This window comes from Bacillus sp. FSL K6-1218 (assembly GCF_038006445.1).
GTDB classification, from domain to species: domain Bacteria; phylum Bacillota; class Bacilli; order Bacillales; family Bacillaceae_G; genus Bacillus_A; species Bacillus_A thuringiensis_S.
Map to the genome: position 1 here is coordinate 218,704 of NZ_JBBOVE010000001.1, position 21,297 is coordinate 240,000.

Genomic DNA, 21,297 nt, shown 5'->3' on the forward strand with positions numbered 1-21,297 from the left:
CTCTTTCAATTTGAAAGAGTCCTTTTTTTATTTACTAGATGAAGTTTGTTTCAATACAAATTGCTCGATTGCATGAGAAACACCATGTTCATTGTTTGTTAATGTTACAACATCACATAGTTTTTTTACATCTTCTTCAGCGTTGCCCATTGCAACAGATAAGCCTGCTACTTCTAACATTGGTACATCATTAAAATTATCACCAATAGCAACTGTATCTTCAATAGGAATATTAAAATGAGCTGCCATCTGCTGTAGCCCGTTTCCTTTATGTCCATTCTTATCCATAATTTCTAAGTTAGTAGGAGCTGATGCTGTAACCATAATATCAGCGTCTTCTTGTAACACGCTTAATAGCTGTGCGCGATGCGCTGCATTAAATGTTGAAATGAAGAATTTAGATATTTCTAGTTCTTGGTTATTTACAACATCTTCTATTTTTTTGAAATCAGTAATTAGGTTCGATTTCTTTTGCTTTTCTGTAATTCGTTCAAGTTCCTCTAATGTAACATCGAGCGCATGCTTATTTTCTTCGAACGCTTGCATCACTTGATCTTGCCATGTATATGGAGAATAAACTCCTTTATTTGTATATAACTTATATGGGAAACTTTCAGATTCTAGTAATTTTGCAAGTTTGTACACTTTGTCGTTTTGTATACAACGCGAGTTAATTACTTTTCCATCCACATAAACAATAGCCCCATTGCTTGCTCCGACTGGAAGAGATAATTTATATTCTTCCAATAGCTTTAAAGCATCCTCTTTCGCACGACCAGAACAAATCATTACAATATGACCAGCTTCTTGTGCAGTTTGGATTGCTTGTAGGTTTTCTTTGGAGATTTCAAGATTAGATGATAGTAGTGTACCATCCATATCTAATGCGATTAATTTCAAAATGACCACCTCTTTGTTTTTATTATACATAGTTATATAGAGGAAACATATAAACTTATCTTGGAAAGACGGTATTTTATCTCATATTAAAAGTAAGTAAAGATTAGATAGGTTTAGTGTCACTAAATAAACTGTTTGTAACAAAAATAGAGAGGAGTATGACTATATTTCACTTTATGACTGTAATGTTACACGAATGTTACAAACGTGAGCTTAGTGAAAATCGCATTAAATAAAGGTTTTTGGGGGTTGTTATAAAAAAACGTAAAAAAAGTGTAATAAATTTCACGTTATTATATTGCAACGTAACAATAGTTATGTTACATTAATGTTACAAACGTTACGTTATCAAATTTAATGTAACGTTAACATAAAAACTATGAAATAAACATTTCTTAGAAATTACATATAGATAACTTATGAAAAGGGAGGATAAATGATATGAAAGAGCAAGTATTACAAGTAACAAAAGGTGACTTCGTAGGATCAGCAAGTGGAGCGGTAGTATTAACAGCATTAATCGTATTTCTATCAAGCGTATTAGTATAGTAGAAGTTTTTTAACAAAAGAAAAAGAAGGGAGAATGAAAGATATGAAAGAGCAAGTATTACAAGTAACAAAAGGTGACTTCGTAGGATCAGCAAGTGGAGCGGTAGTATTAACAGCATTAATCGTATTTCTATCAAGCGTATTAGTATAATAGAAGTTTTGTAACAAAAGAAAAAGAAGGGAGAATGAAAGATATGAAAGAGCAAGTATTACAAGTAACAAAAGGTGACTTTGTAGGATCAGCAAGTGGAGCGGTAGTATTAACAGCATTAATCGTATTTCTATCAAGTGTATTAGTATAATAGAAACTTTGTAACAAAAGAAAAAGAAGGGAGAATGAGGGATATGAACAGTGAACAAGTGTTTCAAGTAACAAAAACAGATTTATTAGGATCCTTAGGTGGAGCGGTAATATTAACATCATTTATTCTATTCCTTGCAAGTGTATTAGTATGATATATATAAATACAATCATTCAAAAAAAATAAAGACTCTAACGTATTAGTAAGTAGTTAATATGTTGGAGTCTTTTTTATTTTCTTCTTATATACCTTCAAGTATTAAAGTTACCTCATTATTTAGCATTCATGAATAATTAGACGCTGCGGTTGCAACTTGATTCAACGAATAATCAAAAATCCACTGAGTAAAAGCCCGATTGGTGAGGGCTGATTAAAGTTTCACTTTATTTCAAAGAGAAAAAAGTCGAATTTTATATGTAAGAAAAAAAGAGGAATTTGACAGAAAAGATAGAAAATTTTAAAGGTCAGAATTTGTTAGCTTGCTAACTAATTTCTATTTATTTATATTGGAAGCGTTTTCGGTTGGTTTTAAGTATGGACCATTTAATCTATTTACAGGGGGATGAAGATATTATGAAACAAAAATCTATGGATACGCTAGCTGCACAAATGGAGGACTTTTTTCCAGTACGTGATGTAGATCATTTGGAATTTTACGTAGGGAATGCAAAGCAATCGAGTTATTATCTTGCGAGAGCATTCGGATTCAAAATTGTGGCTTACTCTGGATTAGAAACTGGAAACCGTGAAAAGGTATCTTATGTTCTTGTGCAAAAAAATATGCGTTTCGTTGTGTCTGGAGCTTTAAGTAGTGAAAATCGTATTGCAGAGTTTGTAAAGACTCATGGTGATGGCGTGAAGGATGTGGCACTACTTGTTGATGATGTTGATAAAGCATACTCAGAAGCAGTGAAACGTGGTGCCGTCGCAATTGCTCCACCAGAGGAATTAACAGATGAGGACGGTACATTGAAAAAAGCAGTTATTGGTACGTATGGTGATACAATTCATACGCTTGTAGAGCGTAAAAATTATAAAGGGGCATTTATGCCAGGATTCCAAAAGGTAGAGTTTAATATTCCATTTGAAGAGTCTGGTTTAATTGCTGTCGATCATGTAGTTGGTAATGTTGAAAAAATGGAAGAGTGGGTTAGTTATTACGAGAATGTCATGGGCTTTAAACAAATGATTCATTTTGATGATGATGATATTAGTACAGAGTATTCGGCTTTAATGTCGAAAGTTATGACAAATGGAAGCCGTATTAAGTTTCCTATTAACGAACCAGCAGATGGAAAGAGAAAGTCACAAATTCAAGAGTATCTAGAGTTCTATAATGGAGCTGGTGTACAGCATCTTGCTTTATTAACAAGTGACATTGTTAAAACGGTTGAAGCACTTCGTGCAAATGGGGTGGAGTTTTTAGATACACCTGATACTTATTATGATGAGTTAACTGCACGAGTTGGAAAAATCGATGAAGAAATTGATAAGCTAAAAGAATTAAAGATCTTAGTAGATCGTGACGATGAAGGTTACTTACTACAAATCTTTACGAAACCAATTGTTGATCGCCCGACTCTATTTATTGAAATCATTCAACGTAAAGGTTCCCGTGGATTTGGTGAAGGAAACTTTAAAGCGTTATTCGAATCAATTGAAAGAGAACAAGAGCGTCGCGGAAACTTATAAGATTTGTATCCACCAGCAAAAGTCCCTTTGCTGGTGGAAATTTCATTTTTATAAGGAGGAATCAGGATGAAATTTGTTACATTTCGTCTTCCTTCAAAAGAAATACGGGCTGGATGGCTTGAAGGTGACAAAGTAATAGATATGAATCTTGCTAGTGAAGGGAGAATCCCTTCTTCTATGATGGCTTTTTTAGAGAAAGCTGATGAGTATGTAGAAGTAGTGAGGAATGTTAAGAATCCAAATAAGGGTATATATGCTTTAGAAGAAGTACAATTGACAGCTGCTCTTCCTAATCCGAGTAGTATTCGAGATTTTTATGCATTTGAACAACATGTAAAAACAGCTCGCGGACGAAGAGGACTAGATGTTGTGCCTGAATGGTATGATATTCCGGTTTTTTATTTTACTAATCATCGTGCTGTAATTGGTTCCGGTGATTTTGTAATTGGTCCGAAAAAGTCTAAAAAGCTTGATTACGAGTTGGAGATCGCTTGCGTAATAGGAAAAGAAGGGCGAAATATTTCTCGTGAGCAAGCAGAGGAATATATTTTTGGTTATTGTATTATGAATGACTGGAGTGCGAGAGACTTACAAGCAACAGAAATGAAAGTAGGTCTCGGTCCAGCGAAAGGAAAGGACTTTGCAACTTCGTTAGGAGCACATCTTGTTACGAAAGAGGAATTAGATGTTTATCGTAATGGTGATCGATATGATTTAGAAATGACTGCTCATGTAAACGGAAAACTATTATCAAAGGGAAACTTCCAAGATATTTACTATACATTTGCTGAAATGATTGAACGTGCTTCAGAGGACGTTACGTTATATCCAGGAGATGTGATTGGTTCTGGGACAGTAGGAACAGGCTGTATTTTAGAACTTGGTACAGAAGAGTGGCTACAAGATGGAGATGTTGTAGAGCTGTCGATTACTGGTTTAGGTACACTACGTAATACGATCAAAAAAGAAAAGGAAGCGAGTGATGGGCATGTTTTATCGTCACATGGGAGAACTACCTCATAAACGACATGTACAATTTCGTAAAAAAGATGGATCGCTTTATCGTGAACAGGTAATGGGAACAAAAGGTTTTTCTGGTACGCAGTCTATTTTGTATCATCACTATATGCCAACAGAAGTAGGTCATTCTGCATTATCGCATTCTTGTCAGTTGCAGTATGAAGAGGATGTTGCTCTTTCTCATCGCCACTTCCGAACGAAAGAAAATAGAAAAAGTGGTGATGCAATAAGTGGACGGAATTTCATACTTGGAAATGAAGATTTGTTAATTGGAGTAGTGAGCCCAACAGAAAAAATGGATTATTTCTATCGTAATGGTGATGGCGACGAAATGTTATTTGTTCATTATGGAACAGGGAAAATTGAAACGATGTTTGGAACGATTCACTATAGAAAAGGCGACTATGTAACGATCCCAATTGGAACGATTTATCGTGTTATTCCAGATGAAGGAGAGACTAAGTTTCTCGTTGTAGAGGCGAATAGCCAAATTACAACGCCGCGTCGTTATCGAAATGAATATGGACAATTGTTAGAGCATAGTCCGTTTTGTGAAAGAGATCTTCGTGGTCCAGAAAAATTAGAGACCTATGATGAAAAAGGCGATTTTGTCGTAATGACAAAATCAAGAGGTTATATGCATAAACATGTTTTAGGACACCACCCGTTAGATGTTGTTGGATGGGATGGCTATTTGTATCCGTGGGTATTTAATGTAGAGGATTTTGAACCAATTACAGGGCGCATTCATCAGCCGCCGCCAGTACATCAAACATTTGAAGGGCATAATTTTGTTATTTGCTCTTTCGTACCACGTTTATACGATTATCATCCAGAGTCAATTCCGGCACCATATTATCATAGTAATGTTAATAGCGATGAAGTTCTTTACTATGTAGAAGGAAACTTTATGAGTCGCAAAGGTGTGGAGGAAGGTTCTATTACACTTCATCCGAGCGGGATTCCCCATGGGCCGCATCCGGGGAAAACAGAGGCAAGTATAGGGAAGAAAGAGACGCTTGAATTAGCTGTTATGATAGACACATTCCGTCCGCTTCGTATTGTAAAACAAGCACATGAAACAGAAGATGAAAAGTATATGTATAGCTGGATTGAACAAGATTCATATACTGTGAAATAAGTAAAAAAGGCATGCTCTCAATAAGGGAGCATGCCTTTTTCACGGAATCGACATGTATAATAATACCAAAAAAAATAATGGAAAGATATATAGAAAGAATGATAAGGATAGTGCATATTCAGAAGAATTTCTACTTGTTTCGACAAAAGTATTGACTAGGAAAAGCGTAATGAGTAAAATAAAAAAGCAAATTAAAAATTTTCAGAAAATTTAAAACTTGGAGGAGTGAAAGATGAAGCAAATTTTTCAAAAGAAGCCAATTGCAAAGTTAATGCAAGAAAGTAAGCAAAAAACGTTAGCAAGAACATTGGGCGCGCTAGATTTAACTATGCTTGGAATCGGAGCAATTGTTGGAACTGGTATTTTTGTTCTAACGGGTGTTGTGGCAGCGAAACATTCTGGGCCAGCTATTATATTATCATTTGCGATTGCCGCGCTAGCTTGTGCCTTTGCTGCATTTTGTTATGCTGAATTTGCTTCTTCAGTTCCTGTATCGGGCAGTGTGTATACGTATACATACGCGACGATGGGAGAAGTATTCGCATTTTTAATTGGCTGGGATTTAATGCTTGAATATTTACTTGCTACATCTGCTGTAGCAAACGGTTGGTCTGCATATTTTCAATCTTTATTAAAGGGGTTTGGAATTCACATTCCGACTATTCTCTCCTCGGCTCCTGGTACAGGAAAGGGTGGAATAATTGATCTACCTGCAGTTCTAATTATTTTAGTGATGACAGTTCTTTTATCTAGGGGTGTTCGTGAAAGTGCACGAGTAAATAACATTATGGTATTTATTAAAATAGCAGTTGTTCTTATTTTTATCTTTGCTGGTTTTAATTATGTGAAACCTGAAAACTGGACGCCTTTTATGCCGTTTGGTTTAGATGGTGTAATGGCTGGAGCGGCTACAGTATTCTTCGCATTTATAGGATTTGATGCAGTTTCAACAGCGGCAGAAGAAGTGAAACGTCCGCAACGTGATTTACCAATTGGTATTATTGCATCATTATTAATTTGTACAGTTCTTTATATCGTTGTTTCGCTTATTTTGACAGGAATTGTTCCATACGGACAGCTAAATATATCAGATCCAGTTGCTTTTGCACTTCAATTTATTGGACAAGATGGCTTAGCTGGGGTAATTTCAGTAGGAGCAATTACAGGAATTACAACAGTAATGCTAGTTATGATGTATGGACAAGTTCGTGTTTCTTATGCGATGAGCCGAGATGGTTTACTGCCGAAGCGTCTTGCTAAAGTTCATCCGAAATTTAAAACGCCATTTTTAAATACATGGACAACGGGAATTATTGCGGCACTGATTTCAGGATTAATAGATTTAAATGTTTTAGCACATCTTGTAAATATGGGGACATTGTCAGCATTTGCACTCGTAGCTGTTGCGGTAATTGTAATGAGAAGAACCCATCCAGACTTACCAAGGGCATTTAAGGCTCCGCTTGTACCATTTTTACCAGCATTAACAGTGATTTTCTGTTTATACTTAATGCTTCAATTATCGGGGACAGCATGGATTAGTTTTGGGATATGGATGGTTATTGGTATAGCGGTTTACTTCTTATATAGCCGAAAACATAGTGCTTTAAATAATAGTAAAAAAGAAGAAGATGTTGCGAATTTATAAGCAAAAAAAATCCATTCTAATTCTGTTAGAATGGATTTTTTTATTTGAAAATTTACATTTTTCTGAACTTATTATAAGATAATTGTTGGCTAACTAAAGGGGTGAAATGATGAAAAATACGTGGCGTGAGTTAAGAGAGATGGACCGTAACGTATGGATTCGATTTATTGGAGAGACGTTAAATGGAATTGCAATGATGATGTTAATGCCTTTTTTTGCATTATATTTAAAAGATAAGGTAGATTCGTTGTTGGAAGTTGGGGTTATTATGGCGCTTTCTCCAATTGCTGCAAGCTTTGGATCACTTATCGGAGGAAGAATTGCTGACATGTATGGAAGAAAACCGATTATGATATTTTCTATGGCAAGTAATGCATTATTAATGCTCGGTTTTCTATTTATAGAAGGGTTTATTCCATATGCAATTTTATCTATTTTTTTAGGGTTGAGTAATTCTTTATTTCACCCAGCTGCATCAGCTATGGTCGCAGATGTAACGGCACCAGAAAAAAGAACAGAGGCATATGGTTTATTACGAATGGGACACAATATAGGTGCTGCGATTGGTCCGATAATGGGAGCATCAGTAGTTGTGTTGTCAAAGAATCTTGTGTTTATTATTGCCTCTTCTACAATGCTATTTTATGCGTTACTTGTATTACTTCTTATTCAAGAGACGATGCCAAAGAGGACAGATAAGGAAGAACATAAAGAAAAGGAATCTGGGGCGGTTTGGAAAATTGTAATGCGAGATAAGGCATTAATGATTTACTTATTAGCAGGTATTATCATTTCGATGGGGTTTTCTCAAACCGAAGGCATGTTGCCACTACATTTTGATAATGAAATGAAGCGTATTTTTGGAACAAATAATCCATATCCATATTTAATGGCGTTAAACGGACTATTAGTTGTTTTATTCCAATTTCAAATTTCAAAATGGGCTACGGATAAACCAGTCGGGAAGACGATGTTATATGGTGCATGTTTGTTCGGGATTGGATTATTTTTTATAGGGTGGTTACCGAAGTGGTTTGGAGAATTTAATACAAATGCTACAGTTATTTTAATAACACTACTGTTCGTTTATGCTATATATACATTAGGTGAGATGATTATGTCACCTGTACAGATGACATTTGTAGCAAATTTGGCCCCTGAACATTTGAGAGGGACTTATATGGGAGCTGCAAGTTTGCAGTGGATTACAGGAAGCGCATTTGGTCCACTTTTGGGAGGTTTTTTATTAGATCGATTACTTGGCCACTTTCTATTTACAATTTTAGCTGTAGGATGTGTAGTTGCAGGTATTGTATATATTTCTTTAGATCGTCTTGTTGAGCAAAAGCAAAAAGACACACTGACCCAACAATCTTCTTAGTGAATAGGTGACATACACAAAAAAAGGGATCTCTACATATTTTAGGTACATAACTAGATTAGATTGCCATTTTATTTTGTGTAGCTATAAAGAAAATGAAATGAAAAACCAATATGTGATGTTATTTAATTATTTATGGAAGTTACATTTTATTTCAAATAGGAACTACCTATTTTTATAAAAAGTGCTAAAATAGAAAAATGAAAACAATTGGTTAGGGTGATTTCATTGACGAAAATTAAATTAGGTTTATTATATGGTGGAAAATCAGCTGAGCATCAAGTTTCACTACAGACGGCTCTTGCTGCTATTAAAGCGTTAAATCAAGATAAATTCGAGATTCATCCAATTTATATTACAGAACAAGGTCAATGGGTACGCGGTGAGCGTATTGAAGGCGAAGTAACAGATATTGAAGCTTTAAAAATGAGCGGTGCAGAAAATGCGATTTCTCCGTTATCATTAAGTACAGAAATTATTCCATCTGCAGCTTCTGAGGAAAACGCTATTGACGTTATTTTCCCATTACTACATGGACCAAACGGTGAAGATGGAACGGTTCAAGGACTATTAGAATTGATGAATATTCCTTATGTAGGAAATGGTGTTCTAGCATCATCTGCTGGTATGGATAAAGTTGTTATGAAAAACATCTTTGCAGAGGCTGGTTTAAAACAAGCAAAATATGCGTCTTTCATTCGCAGTGCATGGGAAAAAGATCGTGAGGAAGCTTATTCTAAAGTAGAAGATAAGTTAGGGTATCCTTGCTTCGTAAAACCAGCAAACCTTGGTTCAAGTGTTGGTATTAATAAGTGTAAAAATCGTGAAGAACTTGAGAATGCATTTGTAGAGGCATTCCAATTTGATCGCAAAATTATTGTAGAAGAAAATATTGTAGGTCGTGAAGTAGAAGTTGGGGTACTAGGTAATGATGAGCCGAAATGTTCAGTTGTAGGTGAAATCGTTCCGAAAAAGGACTTCTATGATTATAAGTCGAAATATATCGATGGTGATACGGCGTTAATTATTCCAGCTGAAATGACAGGAGAAGAATCTGATGTGATTAAGCGTGATGCAATTATTGCGTTCCAATCATTAGATGGTGCAGGCTTAACGCGAGCTGATTTCTTCTTAACGAAAGACGGAGAAGTGTATATTAACGAAGTAAACACTATGCCAGGATTTACACCGTTTAGTATGTTTCCTCTATTATGGCAACATACTGGGTTACCGTATCCAGAGTTAATCGAAGAGCTAATTCGTTTAGCGATTGAACGTCACGAAGAAAAACAAAAAATTAAATATACAATCTAACAAAAAAAGGAGGAAGCACTATTCGTAGGAATAGTGCTTCCTCTATGTAAGGAGCGTTTCTATATGATAAAGCGAATGTTAAAGCAAGTAGAACAGATGGTAAATGGTACTGGATTAGCAGAGCAATATGAGGGAACTATTATTCAAGGCGTGTCTATTGATACGAGAAAAATTGAAAAAGGAAACTTATATGTTCCGATTCAAGGGGAGCGTTTCGATGGACATGCTTTTGTAGATAAAGCAGTTGAAAATGGAGCTGTAGCTACATTATGGATGAAAGATGTAGCAAATCCACCCGAGAATCTTCCGGTTATTTTTGTAGAAGATACGCTATCTGCACTGCAAGTGTTAGCGAAAAACTATCGCGATCAATTGGATGTTAAAGTTGTTGGTGTGACAGGTAGTAACGGTAAAACATCCACGAAAGATATTGTGACAAGTATTCTTGCAACTAAGTTCAAAGTTCAAAAAACAGAAGGGAATTTCAATAACCATATTGGATTACCTCTCACTATTTTAAACTTAGAAGAAAATACAGAAGTAGCTGTATTAGAAATGGGTATGTCAAGCCGAGGAGAGATTGAATTTTTATCTAAGTTAGCTCGTCCTAATGCAGCTATCATTACGAATATTGGTGAGGCACATTTAATGGATTTAGGATCTCGTGAGGCAATTGCTGAAGCGAAATTAGAAATTGTTACAGGGTTACAAGAAGGTGGCGTGTTCGTATATAATGGAGATGAGCCGTTATTAACGAATCGTGTTCCTGAAATGAATTTAGCAGCAGAAACAGTTACGTTTGGTGATGCAAGAGCCAACGATTACTATCCAACAACTGTAACATTACAGGCAACTGGGACACATTTTAAAATGAATAGAGATGAAAATATTTCATTCTACCTACCGGTATTAGGAAAACATAATGTGTACAATACACTTGCTTCAATGGCAATTGCGACACATTTTGGTGTGACGTGGGAAGAAATGAAACAAGGTTTAGTAACACTTCAAATGACGGGCATGCGTATGGAGATTGTAAAAACGGATAGTGGATTAACAATTATCAACGATGCTTATAATGCAAGTCCGACGGCTATGGAGGCAGCATTCCATTTAATGAATGGTTTAGATGGATTTACTAAAAAAATCGTTGTGCTCGGTGATATGTTAGAACTTGGAAATCAAGAAGTGCAGTTCCATTATGAGGTAGGTAAATTAATCGATCCAGCAAAAATCGCACATGTATTCACATACGGTAGATTAGGAGCTCAAATTGCTGAAGGAGCGAAAATTAATTTCCCTAATGAACGTGTAAAGGCGTATGATAATAAAGAAGAGTTAGTAAGAGATTTACAAGCGGTAGTCGATGCCAAAGATGTTGTATTAATAAAAGCATCTCGCGGTATGAAATTAGAAGAAGTAATTACGATGTTGAAATAATTGGTGTATATAAATAGGGATGATAGTCACGAAAATAGAAGAAACTTATAATAAGCGCTTACAGTAAATGATAAAAAAATAAAAGTAAAGAAAAAGGCCCTGAATATAAAATAAGGTAACAGTTGGGTTTGCTTTTTACACATACAAAACTTATAATTGATAAAGTGTAATAACGTTTAGAAGTATTTTCGTGAAGAATATACGCCCGGTTATATACGTGAGCATTCAGGAAAAGGGCTTTTCCGCAAATTCGGAAAACGCCTTTTTTTAAATGATAAGTATAGGATAGAAAAGGAGAAGTAACATTGACAACATTTCGAGAATTAGGATTAAGTGAGTCTTTACTGCAATCGGTTGAAAGTATGGGCTTTGAAGAGGCTACGCCGATTCAAGCTGAAACAATTCCACATGCATTGCAAGGTAAGGATATTATTGGGCAAGCGCAAACAGGTACAGGGAAAACAGCAGCATTCGGATTACCACTATTAGATAAAGTGGATACAAATAAAGAAGCAGTTCAAGGTATTGTTATCGCGCCAACGCGTGAATTAGCAATTCAAGTTGGAGAAGAGCTATACAAAATTGGTAAACATAAACGTGTTCGTATTCTACCAATTTATGGTGGTCAAGATATTAACCGCCAAATTCGTGCTCTAAAAAAACACCCACACATTATTGTTGGTACGCCGGGTCGTATTTTAGATCATATTAACCGTAAAACACTTCGCTTACAAAACGTAGAGACTGTTGTTCTTGATGAAGCGGATGAAATGTTAAACATGGGCTTCATTGAAGATATTGAAGCGATTTTAACAGATGTGCCAGAAACACATCAAACATTATTATTCTCAGCGACAATGCCAGATCCAATCCGTCGTATTGCTGAGCGTTTCATGACTGAGCCTCAACACATTAAAGTAAAAGCAAAAGAAGTAACAATGCCAAACATTCAGCAGTTCTATTTAGAAGTGCAAGAAAAGAAAAAGTTTGACGTGTTAACACGCTTACTAGATATTCAATCTCCAGAGCTTGCGATCGTATTCGGTCGTACAAAGCGTCGTGTTGATGAATTATCAGAAGCATTAAACTTACGTGGTTATGCAGCAGAAGGTATTCATGGTGACTTAACACAGGCGAAACGTATGTCTGTATTACGTAAATTTAAAGAAGGTGCTATTGAAGTTCTTGTTGCAACAGACGTTGCTGCACGTGGTCTTGATATTTCAGGCGTAACACACGTATACAACTTCGATATCCCACAAGATCCAGAATCATACGTTCACCGTATCGGTCGTACTGGCCGTGCAGGTAAAAAAGGTATTGCAATGTTATTTGTAACACCACGTGAATCAGGACAATTAAAAAATATCGAGCGTACAACAAAACGTAAAGTTGATCGCATGGAAGCACCGACACTTGATGAGGCATTAGAAGGTCAACAACGTTTAATCGCTGAAAAACTTCAAAGCACGATTCAAAATGAGAACTTATCATACTACAAGCGTATTGCAGAAGAAATGTTAGAAGAGAATGACTCTGTAACAGTAGTAGCTGCTGCTTTAAAAATGATGACTAAAGAGCCGGATACAACTCCGATTGCTTTAACATCAGAACCACCAGTTGTTTCAAGAGGTGGCGGTTCTAAAAAACGTGGCGGTAACGGAGGCGGATACCGTGATGGTAACCGTAATCGTAGTCGTGATGGACGCGGTGGTGGCGATGGTCGTAACCGTGATGGACGTAATCGTGACGGAAACCGTGATCGCAATCGTGATGGAAACCGTGATCGTAATCGTGATGGTGGTAGTCGTGGTCGTAGAGGTGAAGGTCAAGGTCGCCCAGGATCTTCAAATGGACGCGGCGAAAGAAAACATCATAGCCGTCCACAAGCTTAATAAAAAAAGAGAATGCCCTTTGCGGGCATTCTCTTTTTTTATTTCTGTAATTGTGCATACTACATAGTAGTTATGATAGAAAAGGGGCTGTTATATGCTTGTAAGGCTTGGTTACGTTGCGATGAGTGTGCATTTGAAGAATGCATCCCCATCTCAAACGATGACGTACGCACAGTTTCAGAAAATAGATGATCGTGATGCTGCAATTCGTAAACTTGAAAGAATTGCTAATTCCAATTTGGAAAATTGTTTGCGTTTATTAAAGCATAATAAGGGACATGACATATCTTTCTTTCGGCTTAGTTCTAAGCTCATTCCTTTAGCGAATCATGAGGAATTGCTAGAGTGGAACTATATTCGTCCTTTAAAAGAAAAATTGAAAGAATTAGGTGAATATGCAATTCATATGAATATGCGAATTGATTTCCATCCAGATCATTTTGTTGTACTAAATTCACCTGAGGAGAGTGTTTTTAAACAATCTGTAAAGACATTGCAGATGCACAAAAAATTATTAAAAGGCATGGGGATTGAACATAAGCAACGATGTGTACTACATGTTGGAGGAGGGTATAAAGATAAAGAACTTGCATTAGAGCGTTTTATAGAGAATTGGTCTAATGTCCCAAGGGGTATTCAAGAAATGATTATATTAGAAAATGATGATACAACTTTTACGTTAGAGGAAACATTATATTTAGGAGAAAAATTAGATATTCCTGTCGTGTTTGATTTGCATCACCATATGATGAATAATGAGCAAGAAGATTGGTATGAAGATTGGGCACGTGTTGTTCATACGTGGGAAACATCTTTGTTGCCAGTTAAAATGCATATCTCTAGCCCTAGAGAGGGAAAAGATCCAAGAGCTCATGCAGATTATATTAATATAGACGCATTTTTATCTTTTTTAAGAAGGATAAAGGGAAGTGTTCCGCAAATTGATTGTATGATTGAGGCGAAGATGAAGGATGAGTCTTTATTTCAATTAATGAGGGATTTAAGCGAACATGTAGATGTAGAAATTATCGATGGTGCAAGCTTTTATATTAAATAAGCTTTGCACCATCGTTTTTTTTTGTTAAAAAAGGAGTTAAAATGCCGCCGGTTATTAAACCTGTTAAATGACTGATCGGATTGGCGGAAGGATTAAAGAAAGTAAATAGCAGTAATAGAAGTATCATAATTGAGAAAATGGCAATTTCTTTTGGTTTTGAAGAGCGGTATCGATTGTACAATAAAAATAATTGTGCGCCTAATAGTCCGAAAATACCACCTGATGCACCTGCGTGAATATATTCAGGTGGCATAATAATATAAGAAGAAATATTTCCAGAAATTCCAGAAATAAAAAATAGAATAAAAAAAGAAAAGTGTCCGAGTTGCTTTTCGATAGAAGAACCAAGTGCAAACAAAAAAATACTATTAGAAAGAAAATGTTGTAAGTCTACGTGTACCAGAAGGGAAGTTATGACACGCCACCATTCTCCTTTAGCGATATATTCATTAGAGGCTGCCAGTGGGAAGAGGAAAAAGTCGCCTAATATCATCAGGACTAAGTGAATAAGAAGTAAGGTGAGAATAGTCGGTTGTAAAGAAATCTGAGTGGATCTTATTAGCATACGGTTACTATCACCCCTTTTGCATCAGAAAGATTCTCTGTTATTCTTATCAATATGAAAGAAGAAAGTTAAATAGAAGAAGGGGATTTTGAAATGATTATAGGGATTGGAATCGATATTATTGAATTAAATCGTATTGAAAAAATGCTAGATGGAAAGCTTAAATTTATGGAACGTATTTTAACAGAAAATGAACGTAATGTTGCTATGGAGCTGAAAGGAAGTCGTCTTACAGAGTTTGTAGCTGGAAGGTTTGCAGCGAAAGAGGCGTATTCAAAAGCTGTAGGTACTGGTATCGGGAAAGAAGTGAGCTTTTTAGATATTGAAGTGAAAAATGATGAAAGAGGTAAGCCGATTCTGATTACAAGTACAGAGTATATTGTTCATTTATCAATTAGTCATAGTAAGGAATTTGCTGTTGCTCAAGTTGTTTTAGAAAGCTCGTCACGCTAGTCTGCATATTTTATATCTTTGTCTCATATATTTGAGGTAGCGATAAGGAAGGTACATCTTCCATTCATTTATAGGGGCAAAGGGGCTGAAGTGATGAAAAGGCGTCTGTTTTTAGTTCTTGTCGGTTTGTTGACCGTTTTTGTGTTGGCGGGTTGTGTGGAAAAGAAACAAGATGATGTCGTGAGAGATTTAGAAGCGAAAGTAAAAGGGATGAAAAGTTATCAAGCTGAAGCGAAATTATCTATTAAAACAGGAAATGAGCCTCAGGAGTATAATGTAGAGATTTGGCATAAAGAACCGTCTTTTTATCGTGTGAATTTAAAGAATGCAAAAAAAAATCAGAGCCAAATCATTTTAAGAAATGAAGAAGGTGTATTTGTATTAACGCCAGCACTTAATAAGAGCTTCCGTTTTCAAAGTGATTGGCCGCAAAATAGCAGCCAGGCTTATTTATATGAATCACTTGTAAGAGATATTTTGCAGGATAAGAAAAACCTTACTTTCGAGAAAACAGATAAGTATTATATTTTTAAAACAAAAACAAACTATCAACATCAAAATATGTTGCCGAAACAAGAGATTACACTGAAGAAGAGCGATTTGACTCCAGTTTCAGTGAAGTTAATGGATAATGATCAAAATGTTCTTGTAAAAGTAGATTTCTCTAAGGTGAAATTCGATGCGAAATTTGATAAAGGTGCATTTGATACGAAACAAAATATGTCTAGAGCGCAGGTAGATGTTCAAACAACAGCGAAAGAAGACAAACCGTTTGCTACTTTGTATCCGCTTGATACACCACAAGGTATGACTCTGCAAGATGAAAAAGAGTTGAAGACAGACAGTGGCAAGCGTGCGATACTCACATACACTGGAAATAAGAAATCCTTTACTTTAATACAAGAAAAGGCAAAAGTTGCAGAGGCTTCATCAGCGGTAAGTGTAAGTGGAGAACCGGTTGATCTTGGGTTTACGATTGGTGCATTGACGAAAGACTCTGTAACGTGGTCGCATAACGGAGTAGAATATATGCTCGTGTCTAAAGGTTTAGAGCCGAAGGAGCTGTTAATGGTTGCTCGTTCAGTTACAGCGAAGCAGGTGAAGTAAACTTCTTAGACGTGGTGATATATGTGCACCACGTCTTTTCTTAGTTTGAAGGTGGATTTCATAAAAGAAGCATATAAAAGAATAAGCTTCGCATATCGTGTATAAGGAAGTGTATTTATGGAAGAAGCACCATTTTACCGTGACACTTGGGTGGAAGTGGATTTAGATGCCATTTATAACAACGTTACACATATTAAAGAGTTCATCCCAAGTGATGTAGAGATTTTTGCTGTAGTTAAAGCGAACGCGTATGGGCACGATTATGTACCGGTGGCTAAAACGGCATTAGAAGCGGGTGCAACAAGGTTAGCTGTTGCTTTTTTAGATGAAGCTTTAGTGCTTCGGAGGGCTGGTATTACTGTGCCGATTTTAGTGTTAGGTCCCTCGCCGCCGCGTGATGTAAATGTAGCTGCTGAAAATGATGTAGCGCTAACTGTTTTTCAAAAAGAATGGGTGGACGAAGCAATTAAACTTTGGGATGGTTCATCTGTAATGAAATTCCATATTAACTTTGATAGTGGTATGGGGAGAATTGGAATACGTGAAAGAAAAGAACTGAAAGCATTTTTAAAGAGTTTAGAAGGTGCACCGTTTTTAGAGTTAGAAGGAGTATACACGCATTTTGCAACGGCAGATGAGGTTGAGACTTCGTATTTTGATAAGCAATATAATACGTTCTTAGAGCAGTTAAGTTGGTTGAAAGAATTCGGAGTGGATCCTAAGTTTGTCCATACAGCTAATAGTGCTGCCACGTTACGTTTTCAAGGAATTACATTTAATGCAGTGCGAATTGGGATTGCAATGTATGGATTATCTCCTTCTGTAGAAATACGTCCTTTTTTACCATTTGAATTAGAACCGGCGCTATCACTGCATACGAAAGTAGCTCATATTAAACAGGTGATTAAAGGTGATGGAATTAGTTATAACGTCACTTACCGAACGAAAACTGAAGAATGGATTGCAACTGTAGCGATTGGCTATGCAGATGGGTGGCTTAGAAGATTACAAGGATTTGAAGTGCTTATAAATGGTAAAAGGGTACCGATTGTAGGGCGAGTAACAATGGATCAGTTCATGATTCATCTTCCTTGTGAAGTGCCGCTTGGTACGAAAGTTACGCTTATCGGAAGGCAGGGAGATGAGTATATTAGCGCTACAGAGGTTGCGGAATATTCAGGGACTATTAATTATGAAATTATTGCAACGATCAGTTTCCGTGTGCCAAGAATATTTATACGGAATGGTAAGGTTGTAGAGATAATTAATTACTTGAACAATATATAGAAGGTAGTATGATTGCTTCTTGTCATTGGAGTGACTGTTCATTGCTGGATAATAAGCTCTTTTTGATGAGAAGCTTTTTACTTATAATCATTTTTTATATAAGTTACACGTAAGTTTTGAAGAGGAGTTCTATTGTTTTTAGTTAGTTATGAGATAAAAAATTTAAGAAGATGAATGTTTTGTTTGTGAATTGGAAAACATAAGCAGGGAATAAGGAAGTCTTTGCAACAGGCTCCATACAATGGTATTATTACAATAGGTGTCATATATATATTTGGGTGTGTAGTTGACGGTGGAGGTGTATTTTTGTGTCCGAATCAAGTGTAACTACTGAAATCGTGGTTCGGTTGCCAAAGCAAATGGTAACGGAATTGGACGGAATTGGAAAACAAGAGAATAAGAATCGCCATGAACTAATTTGCCAGGCAACACAATTGTTATTGCGTCAACATAAGACGAAGAAACGCTACCAACATGAATCAATGCGACGTGGGTATATTGAAATGGGAAAAATTAATCTTGGTATTGCATCTGAAGCTTTCTTAGCGGAGTATGAAGCAGCTCATACAGTAGAACGCTTAGTTAGCGGGGGGTAATATTTTGATTGTAAAACGCGGCGACGTGTATTTTGCAGACCTTTCCCCAGTTGTTGGTTCTGAGCAAGGAGGCGTTCGTCCGGTTCTTGTCATTCAAAATGACATCGGAAATCGTTTTAGTCCAACGGTGATTGTAGCGGCTATTACTGCACAGATTCAAAAAGCGAAATTACCCACTCATGTGGAAATTGATGCGAAAAAGTATGGTTTTGAGAGAGATTCTGTTATTTTACTTGAGCAGATTCGAACAATCGATAAGCAACGCTTAACGGACAAAATCACTCATTTAGATGAAGTGATGATGAGTCGTGTAGATGAAGCGTTACAAATTAGTTTAGGACTAATAGATTTTTAAATCGGCAGTTTAAGTTGCTCTCTTTGAAGGGCAACTTTTTTTATTATAGAGGAGGTTACGGTTGTATATGGAAATGGTAGATAATCGACAAGCGTTAATGAAAATGTTAGTGAAAGAATTAGGCTTTAGCGAAAAGCAAGTTCGTCATGTTATTCAATTAACAGAAGAAGGTAACACAGTTCCATTTATTGCTCGTTACCGAAAAGAATGGACAGGCTCTTTAGATGAGGTGCAAATTCGTGCGATTTTAGAGAGATGGCAATATATGATGCAACTTGAAGATAGGAAGGAAGAAGTTATTCGTCTTATTGACGAGAAGGGGAAACTGACAGGAGAGCTAAGACAGCAAATTGTTAAAGCTACAAAGTTACAGGAAGTAGAAGATTTATATCGTCCATATAAAGAGAAAAGAAGAACGAAAGCAACGATTGCAAAAGAAAAAGGGTTAGAACCGTTAGCTGAATGGTTGTTGTTATATAAGAAAGAAGATCCGGCTAAAAAGGCAGTGGAATTTATTAATGCAGAGAAAGAAGTGCAATCTGCAGAAGAAGCTTTACAAGGTGCACAAGACATTATTGCAGAAATGATTTCAGATGAAGCTACGTATCGTAGTTGGATTCGAAATATTACTTTTAGAAAAGGTATTATGTCTTCGTCTGTAAAAGGTGAAGAAAAAGATGAAAAGAATATATATGAAATGTATTACAGTTATGAAGAACCATTGCAAAAAGTAGTACCACATCGTGTATTAGCAATGAATCGCGGTGAGAAAGAAGATATATTGAGAGTTTCTGTTGTCCCACCAGTAGATGAGATATTAAATTTCTTATACAAGAAAGTAATTCGTGATAACGATTCTAAAAGTGCGCATTATGTACAATTAGCGATTGAAGATGGTTATAAACGATTAATTCAATCTTCAATTGAAAGAGAAATTCGTAAAGAATTAACAGAAACAGCTGAAGAACAAGCGATACATATTTTCTCTGAGAACTTACGTAACTTATTATTACAACCTCCGATGAAAGGGAAAGTCGTGCTAGCGGTAGATCCGGCATATAGAACTGGTTGTAAATTATCTGTAGTAGATGATACGGGGAAAGTACTACATATTGATGTTGTTTATCCGCATCCGCCTGTTCGTAAATATGATGAAGCAAAAATGAAAGTTCTTTCTATTATAGATAAATATCAAGTTGAAATGATTGCAATTGGTAATGGGACAGCATCTAGAGAAACAGAGGAATTTATAGTAGATGTATTACAAAGTGTGAAACAGGAAGTCTTTTATATTATTGTAAATGAAGCGGGTGCTAGTGTATATTCAGCTTCTGATTTAGCCCGTGAGGAATTCCCGAATTTACAAGTTGAAGAGAGAAGTGCCGTTTCTATTGGAAGACGTCTGCAAGATCCACTTGCTGAACTTGTGAAAATTGATCCTAAATCAGTTGGGGTTGGACAATACCAACATGATGTATCTCAAAAGAGATTGAATGAGTCATTAACATTTGTAGTAGAGACAGCTGTTAACCAAGTTGGGGTTAATGTAAATACGGCTTCGGTTGCATTGTTACAATATGTTTCAGGTTTATCGAAAACCGTTGCGAAAAATATTGTGGCAAAGAGAGAAGAGGATGGGAAATTCAAAAAGCGCACGGAATTAAAGAAAATTCCACGTTTAGGTGCAAAGACGTACGAACAATGTATAGGCTTCTTGCGTATATTAGAAGGAGCGAATCCGTTAGATCGAACAGGTATTCATCCCGAACAATATAAAAATGTTGAATTGTTATTGAAGAGTTTAGGGTTATCGATAGATGACGTAGGACAACCGCAATTACAAAAGAGATTGGAAGAAGTAGAGATTTCTAAGTTGTCTCAAGAAACGGGAGTTGGGGAGCCGACGTTAGTTGATATTATAGATGCGCTCATTAGTCCAGAACGAGATATGAGGGATGAGTTGCCTAAACCACTTCTGAAAAAAGGGATTTTGAAATTAGAAGATTTAAAACGTGGTATGGAACTAGAAGGAACAGTGCGTAACGTTGTTGATTTTGGTGCTTTTGTTGATGTTGGCGTAAAGCAAGATGGTTTAGTGCATATTTCTAAGCTTAGCAAACAGTTTGTAAAGCATCCGTTAGATGTTGTATCAGTAGGACAAATTGTAAAAGTATGGGTAGATGATATTGATACAAAAAAAGGACGCGTTGCACTATCTATGTTGCCGATTGAATAGTAAGAGAAGAGAGCAGATGAAACTGCTCTTTTTTTATAGAATAAAAAGTGTAATGGATTATGAGTTTTGATGTGTTTTGCTATAATAAAACCAGCATTCATTTAGCAATTTAATTTGATACCGGTTTTTTTCGAAATATGCACGTTGCATCTGTTTTTTTAGCCACGTAGGCATAGGAATCCCTCCTTGTTTAATCCTACTCTCAAAAATCTAAAGTACTATTAATGAGAGGTTGGTGAGTGGATTTCTATTCATGTTGTGTTTTTAGAAACCACGCGTCTTGAATGAGGCTGGGTATATGTACTATTTAATATATGTATAAGAAGCGTGAAAAGTGTAAAAATATTTTTTTGTTTAGG

Annotated in this window: 22 protein-coding genes; 19 read left to right on the plus strand and 3 right to left on the minus strand. The window is 36.2% G+C overall.

Annotated elements, in window-relative coordinates:
- Positions 1-27 precede the first annotated feature (27 nt).
- Complete coding sequence (locus tag MHI26_RS01255; RefSeq protein WP_061666727.1) at positions 28-900, minus strand: Cof-type HAD-IIB family hydrolase; 873 nt, start codon at positions 898-900, stop codon at positions 28-30.
- 441 nt (positions 901-1,341) lie between these two features.
- Between MHI26_RS01255 and MHI26_RS01260 the strand changes: the two genes are divergently transcribed.
- The 13 genes from MHI26_RS01260 to uvsE all read left to right on the plus strand — a co-directional run bounded on the left by MHI26_RS01260 (position 1,342) and on the right by uvsE (position 14,339).
- Positions 1,342-1,449 carry a DUF3948 family protein gene (locus MHI26_RS01260; protein WP_000664237.1) on the plus strand — a complete coding sequence of 36 codons (108 nt, stop codon included), beginning with the start codon at positions 1,342-1,344 and terminating at the stop codon, positions 1,447-1,449.
- A gap of 34 nt (positions 1,450-1,483) precedes the next feature.
- Entirely contained in the window at positions 1,484-1,600 is a 117-nt protein-coding gene (locus MHI26_RS01265) for a DUF3948 family protein (protein WP_000654250.1), read from the plus strand.
- A gap of 34 nt (positions 1,601-1,634) precedes the next feature.
- Entirely contained in the window at positions 1,635-1,751 is a 117-nt protein-coding gene (locus tag MHI26_RS01270; protein ID WP_000654250.1) for a DUF3948 family protein, read from the plus strand.
- Positions 1,752-1,794: 43 nt separating this feature from the next.
- Positions 1,795-1,905 (plus strand): DUF3948 family protein, encoded by a 111-nt coding sequence (locus tag MHI26_RS01275; protein WP_001083691.1) that lies wholly within the window; start codon positions 1,795-1,797, stop codon positions 1,903-1,905.
- Positions 1,906-2,324: 419 nt separating this feature from the next.
- Positions 2,325-3,443 (plus strand): 4-hydroxyphenylpyruvate dioxygenase, encoded by a 1,119-nt coding sequence (gene hppD / locus MHI26_RS01280; RefSeq protein WP_000810920.1) that lies wholly within the window; start codon positions 2,325-2,327, stop codon positions 3,441-3,443.
- Between the two features lie 66 nt (positions 3,444-3,509).
- Positions 3,510-4,466 carry a fumarylacetoacetate hydrolase family protein gene (locus MHI26_RS01285; RefSeq protein WP_000673996.1) on the plus strand — a complete coding sequence of 319 codons (957 nt, stop codon included), beginning with the start codon at positions 3,510-3,512 and terminating at the stop codon, positions 4,464-4,466.
- The gene (locus MHI26_RS01290) at positions 4,432-5,604 is read left to right on the plus strand and encodes a homogentisate 1,2-dioxygenase (RefSeq protein WP_061667700.1); all 1,173 of its coding nucleotides are present in this window, start codon (positions 4,432-4,434) and stop codon (positions 5,602-5,604) included. Before MHI26_RS01285 ends, MHI26_RS01290 begins: the two co-directional genes overlap by 35 nt.
- A gap of 232 nt (positions 5,605-5,836) precedes the next feature.
- A complete protein-coding gene (locus MHI26_RS01295) occupies positions 5,837-7,252 on the plus strand; it encodes an amino acid permease (protein WP_000809361.1) in 1,416 nt (471 codons plus the stop codon).
- Between the two features lie 109 nt (positions 7,253-7,361).
- On the plus strand, positions 7,362-8,633 hold the full coding sequence (locus MHI26_RS01300; RefSeq protein WP_061667698.1) for an MDR family MFS transporter: 1,272 nt from the start codon (positions 7,362-7,364) through the stop codon (positions 8,631-8,633).
- 228 nt (positions 8,634-8,861) lie between these two features.
- Positions 8,862-9,947, plus strand: a complete 1,086-nt coding sequence (locus MHI26_RS01305; RefSeq protein WP_061667697.1) for a D-alanine--D-alanine ligase — start codon at positions 8,862-8,864, stop codon at positions 9,945-9,947.
- Between the two features lie 63 nt (positions 9,948-10,010).
- Positions 10,011-11,387, plus strand: coding sequence for a UDP-N-acetylmuramoyl-tripeptide--D-alanyl-D-alanine ligase (gene murF / locus MHI26_RS01310; RefSeq protein WP_061667696.1), 1,377 nt, complete (start codon positions 10,011-10,013; stop codon positions 11,385-11,387).
- A 305-nt stretch (positions 11,388-11,692) separates the two neighbouring features.
- Entirely contained in the window at positions 11,693-13,282 is a 1,590-nt protein-coding gene (locus MHI26_RS01315; RefSeq protein WP_000206602.1) for a DEAD/DEAH box helicase, read from the plus strand.
- A gap of 94 nt (positions 13,283-13,376) precedes the next feature.
- Positions 13,377-14,339, plus strand: a complete 963-nt coding sequence (gene uvsE, locus MHI26_RS01320; RefSeq protein ID WP_061667695.1) for a UV DNA damage repair endonuclease UvsE — start codon at positions 13,377-13,379, stop codon at positions 14,337-14,339.
- On the opposite strand, the gene MHI26_RS01325 is transcribed toward uvsE, so the two are convergent.
- Positions 14,332-14,904: a rhomboid family intramembrane serine protease gene (locus tag MHI26_RS01325; RefSeq protein ID WP_016078971.1), complete on the minus strand. Its 573-nt coding sequence runs from the start codon at positions 14,902-14,904 to the stop codon at positions 14,332-14,334. The two genes, uvsE and MHI26_RS01325, sit on opposite strands and share 8 nt — an antisense overlap.
- Positions 14,905-14,997: 93 nt before the next feature.
- Between MHI26_RS01325 and acpS the strand changes: the two genes are divergently transcribed.
- From acpS to MHI26_RS01355, 6 genes are all read left to right on the plus strand, one after another.
- The gene (gene acpS / locus MHI26_RS01330) at positions 14,998-15,357 is read left to right on the plus strand and encodes a holo-ACP synthase (RefSeq protein ID WP_000583417.1); all 360 of its coding nucleotides are present in this window, start codon (positions 14,998-15,000) and stop codon (positions 15,355-15,357) included.
- A 156-nt stretch (positions 15,358-15,513) separates the two neighbouring features.
- Positions 15,514-16,464 carry a LolA family protein gene (locus tag MHI26_RS01335; RefSeq protein WP_061667699.1) on the plus strand — a complete coding sequence of 317 codons (951 nt, stop codon included), beginning with the start codon at positions 15,514-15,516 and terminating at the stop codon, positions 16,462-16,464.
- 117 nt (positions 16,465-16,581) lie between these two features.
- The gene (alr, locus tag MHI26_RS01340; protein WP_000390593.1) at positions 16,582-17,751 is read left to right on the plus strand and encodes an alanine racemase; all 1,170 of its coding nucleotides are present in this window, start codon (positions 16,582-16,584) and stop codon (positions 17,749-17,751) included.
- A gap of 308 nt (positions 17,752-18,059) precedes the next feature.
- The gene (locus tag MHI26_RS01345; RefSeq protein ID WP_000004570.1) at positions 18,060-18,347 is read left to right on the plus strand and encodes an antitoxin EndoAI; all 288 of its coding nucleotides are present in this window, start codon (positions 18,060-18,062) and stop codon (positions 18,345-18,347) included.
- A gap of 4 nt (positions 18,348-18,351) precedes the next feature.
- On the plus strand, positions 18,352-18,702 hold the full coding sequence (gene ndoA, locus MHI26_RS01350; protein ID WP_000635965.1) for a type II toxin-antitoxin system endoribonuclease NdoA: 351 nt from the start codon (positions 18,352-18,354) through the stop codon (positions 18,700-18,702).
- A 67-nt stretch (positions 18,703-18,769) separates the two neighbouring features.
- Positions 18,770-20,938, plus strand: a complete 2,169-nt coding sequence (locus tag MHI26_RS01355) for a Tex family protein (protein WP_061667694.1) — start codon at positions 18,770-18,772, stop codon at positions 20,936-20,938.
- Between the two features lie 57 nt (positions 20,939-20,995).
- Here the strand turns inward: MHI26_RS01355 and cmpA are convergent, their stop codons facing one another.
- Positions 20,996-21,112, minus strand: coding sequence for a cortex morphogenetic protein CmpA (gene cmpA / locus MHI26_RS01360; RefSeq protein ID WP_086406725.1), 117 nt, complete (start codon positions 21,110-21,112; stop codon positions 20,996-20,998).
- Between the last annotated feature and the right edge of the window lie 185 nt (positions 21,113-21,297).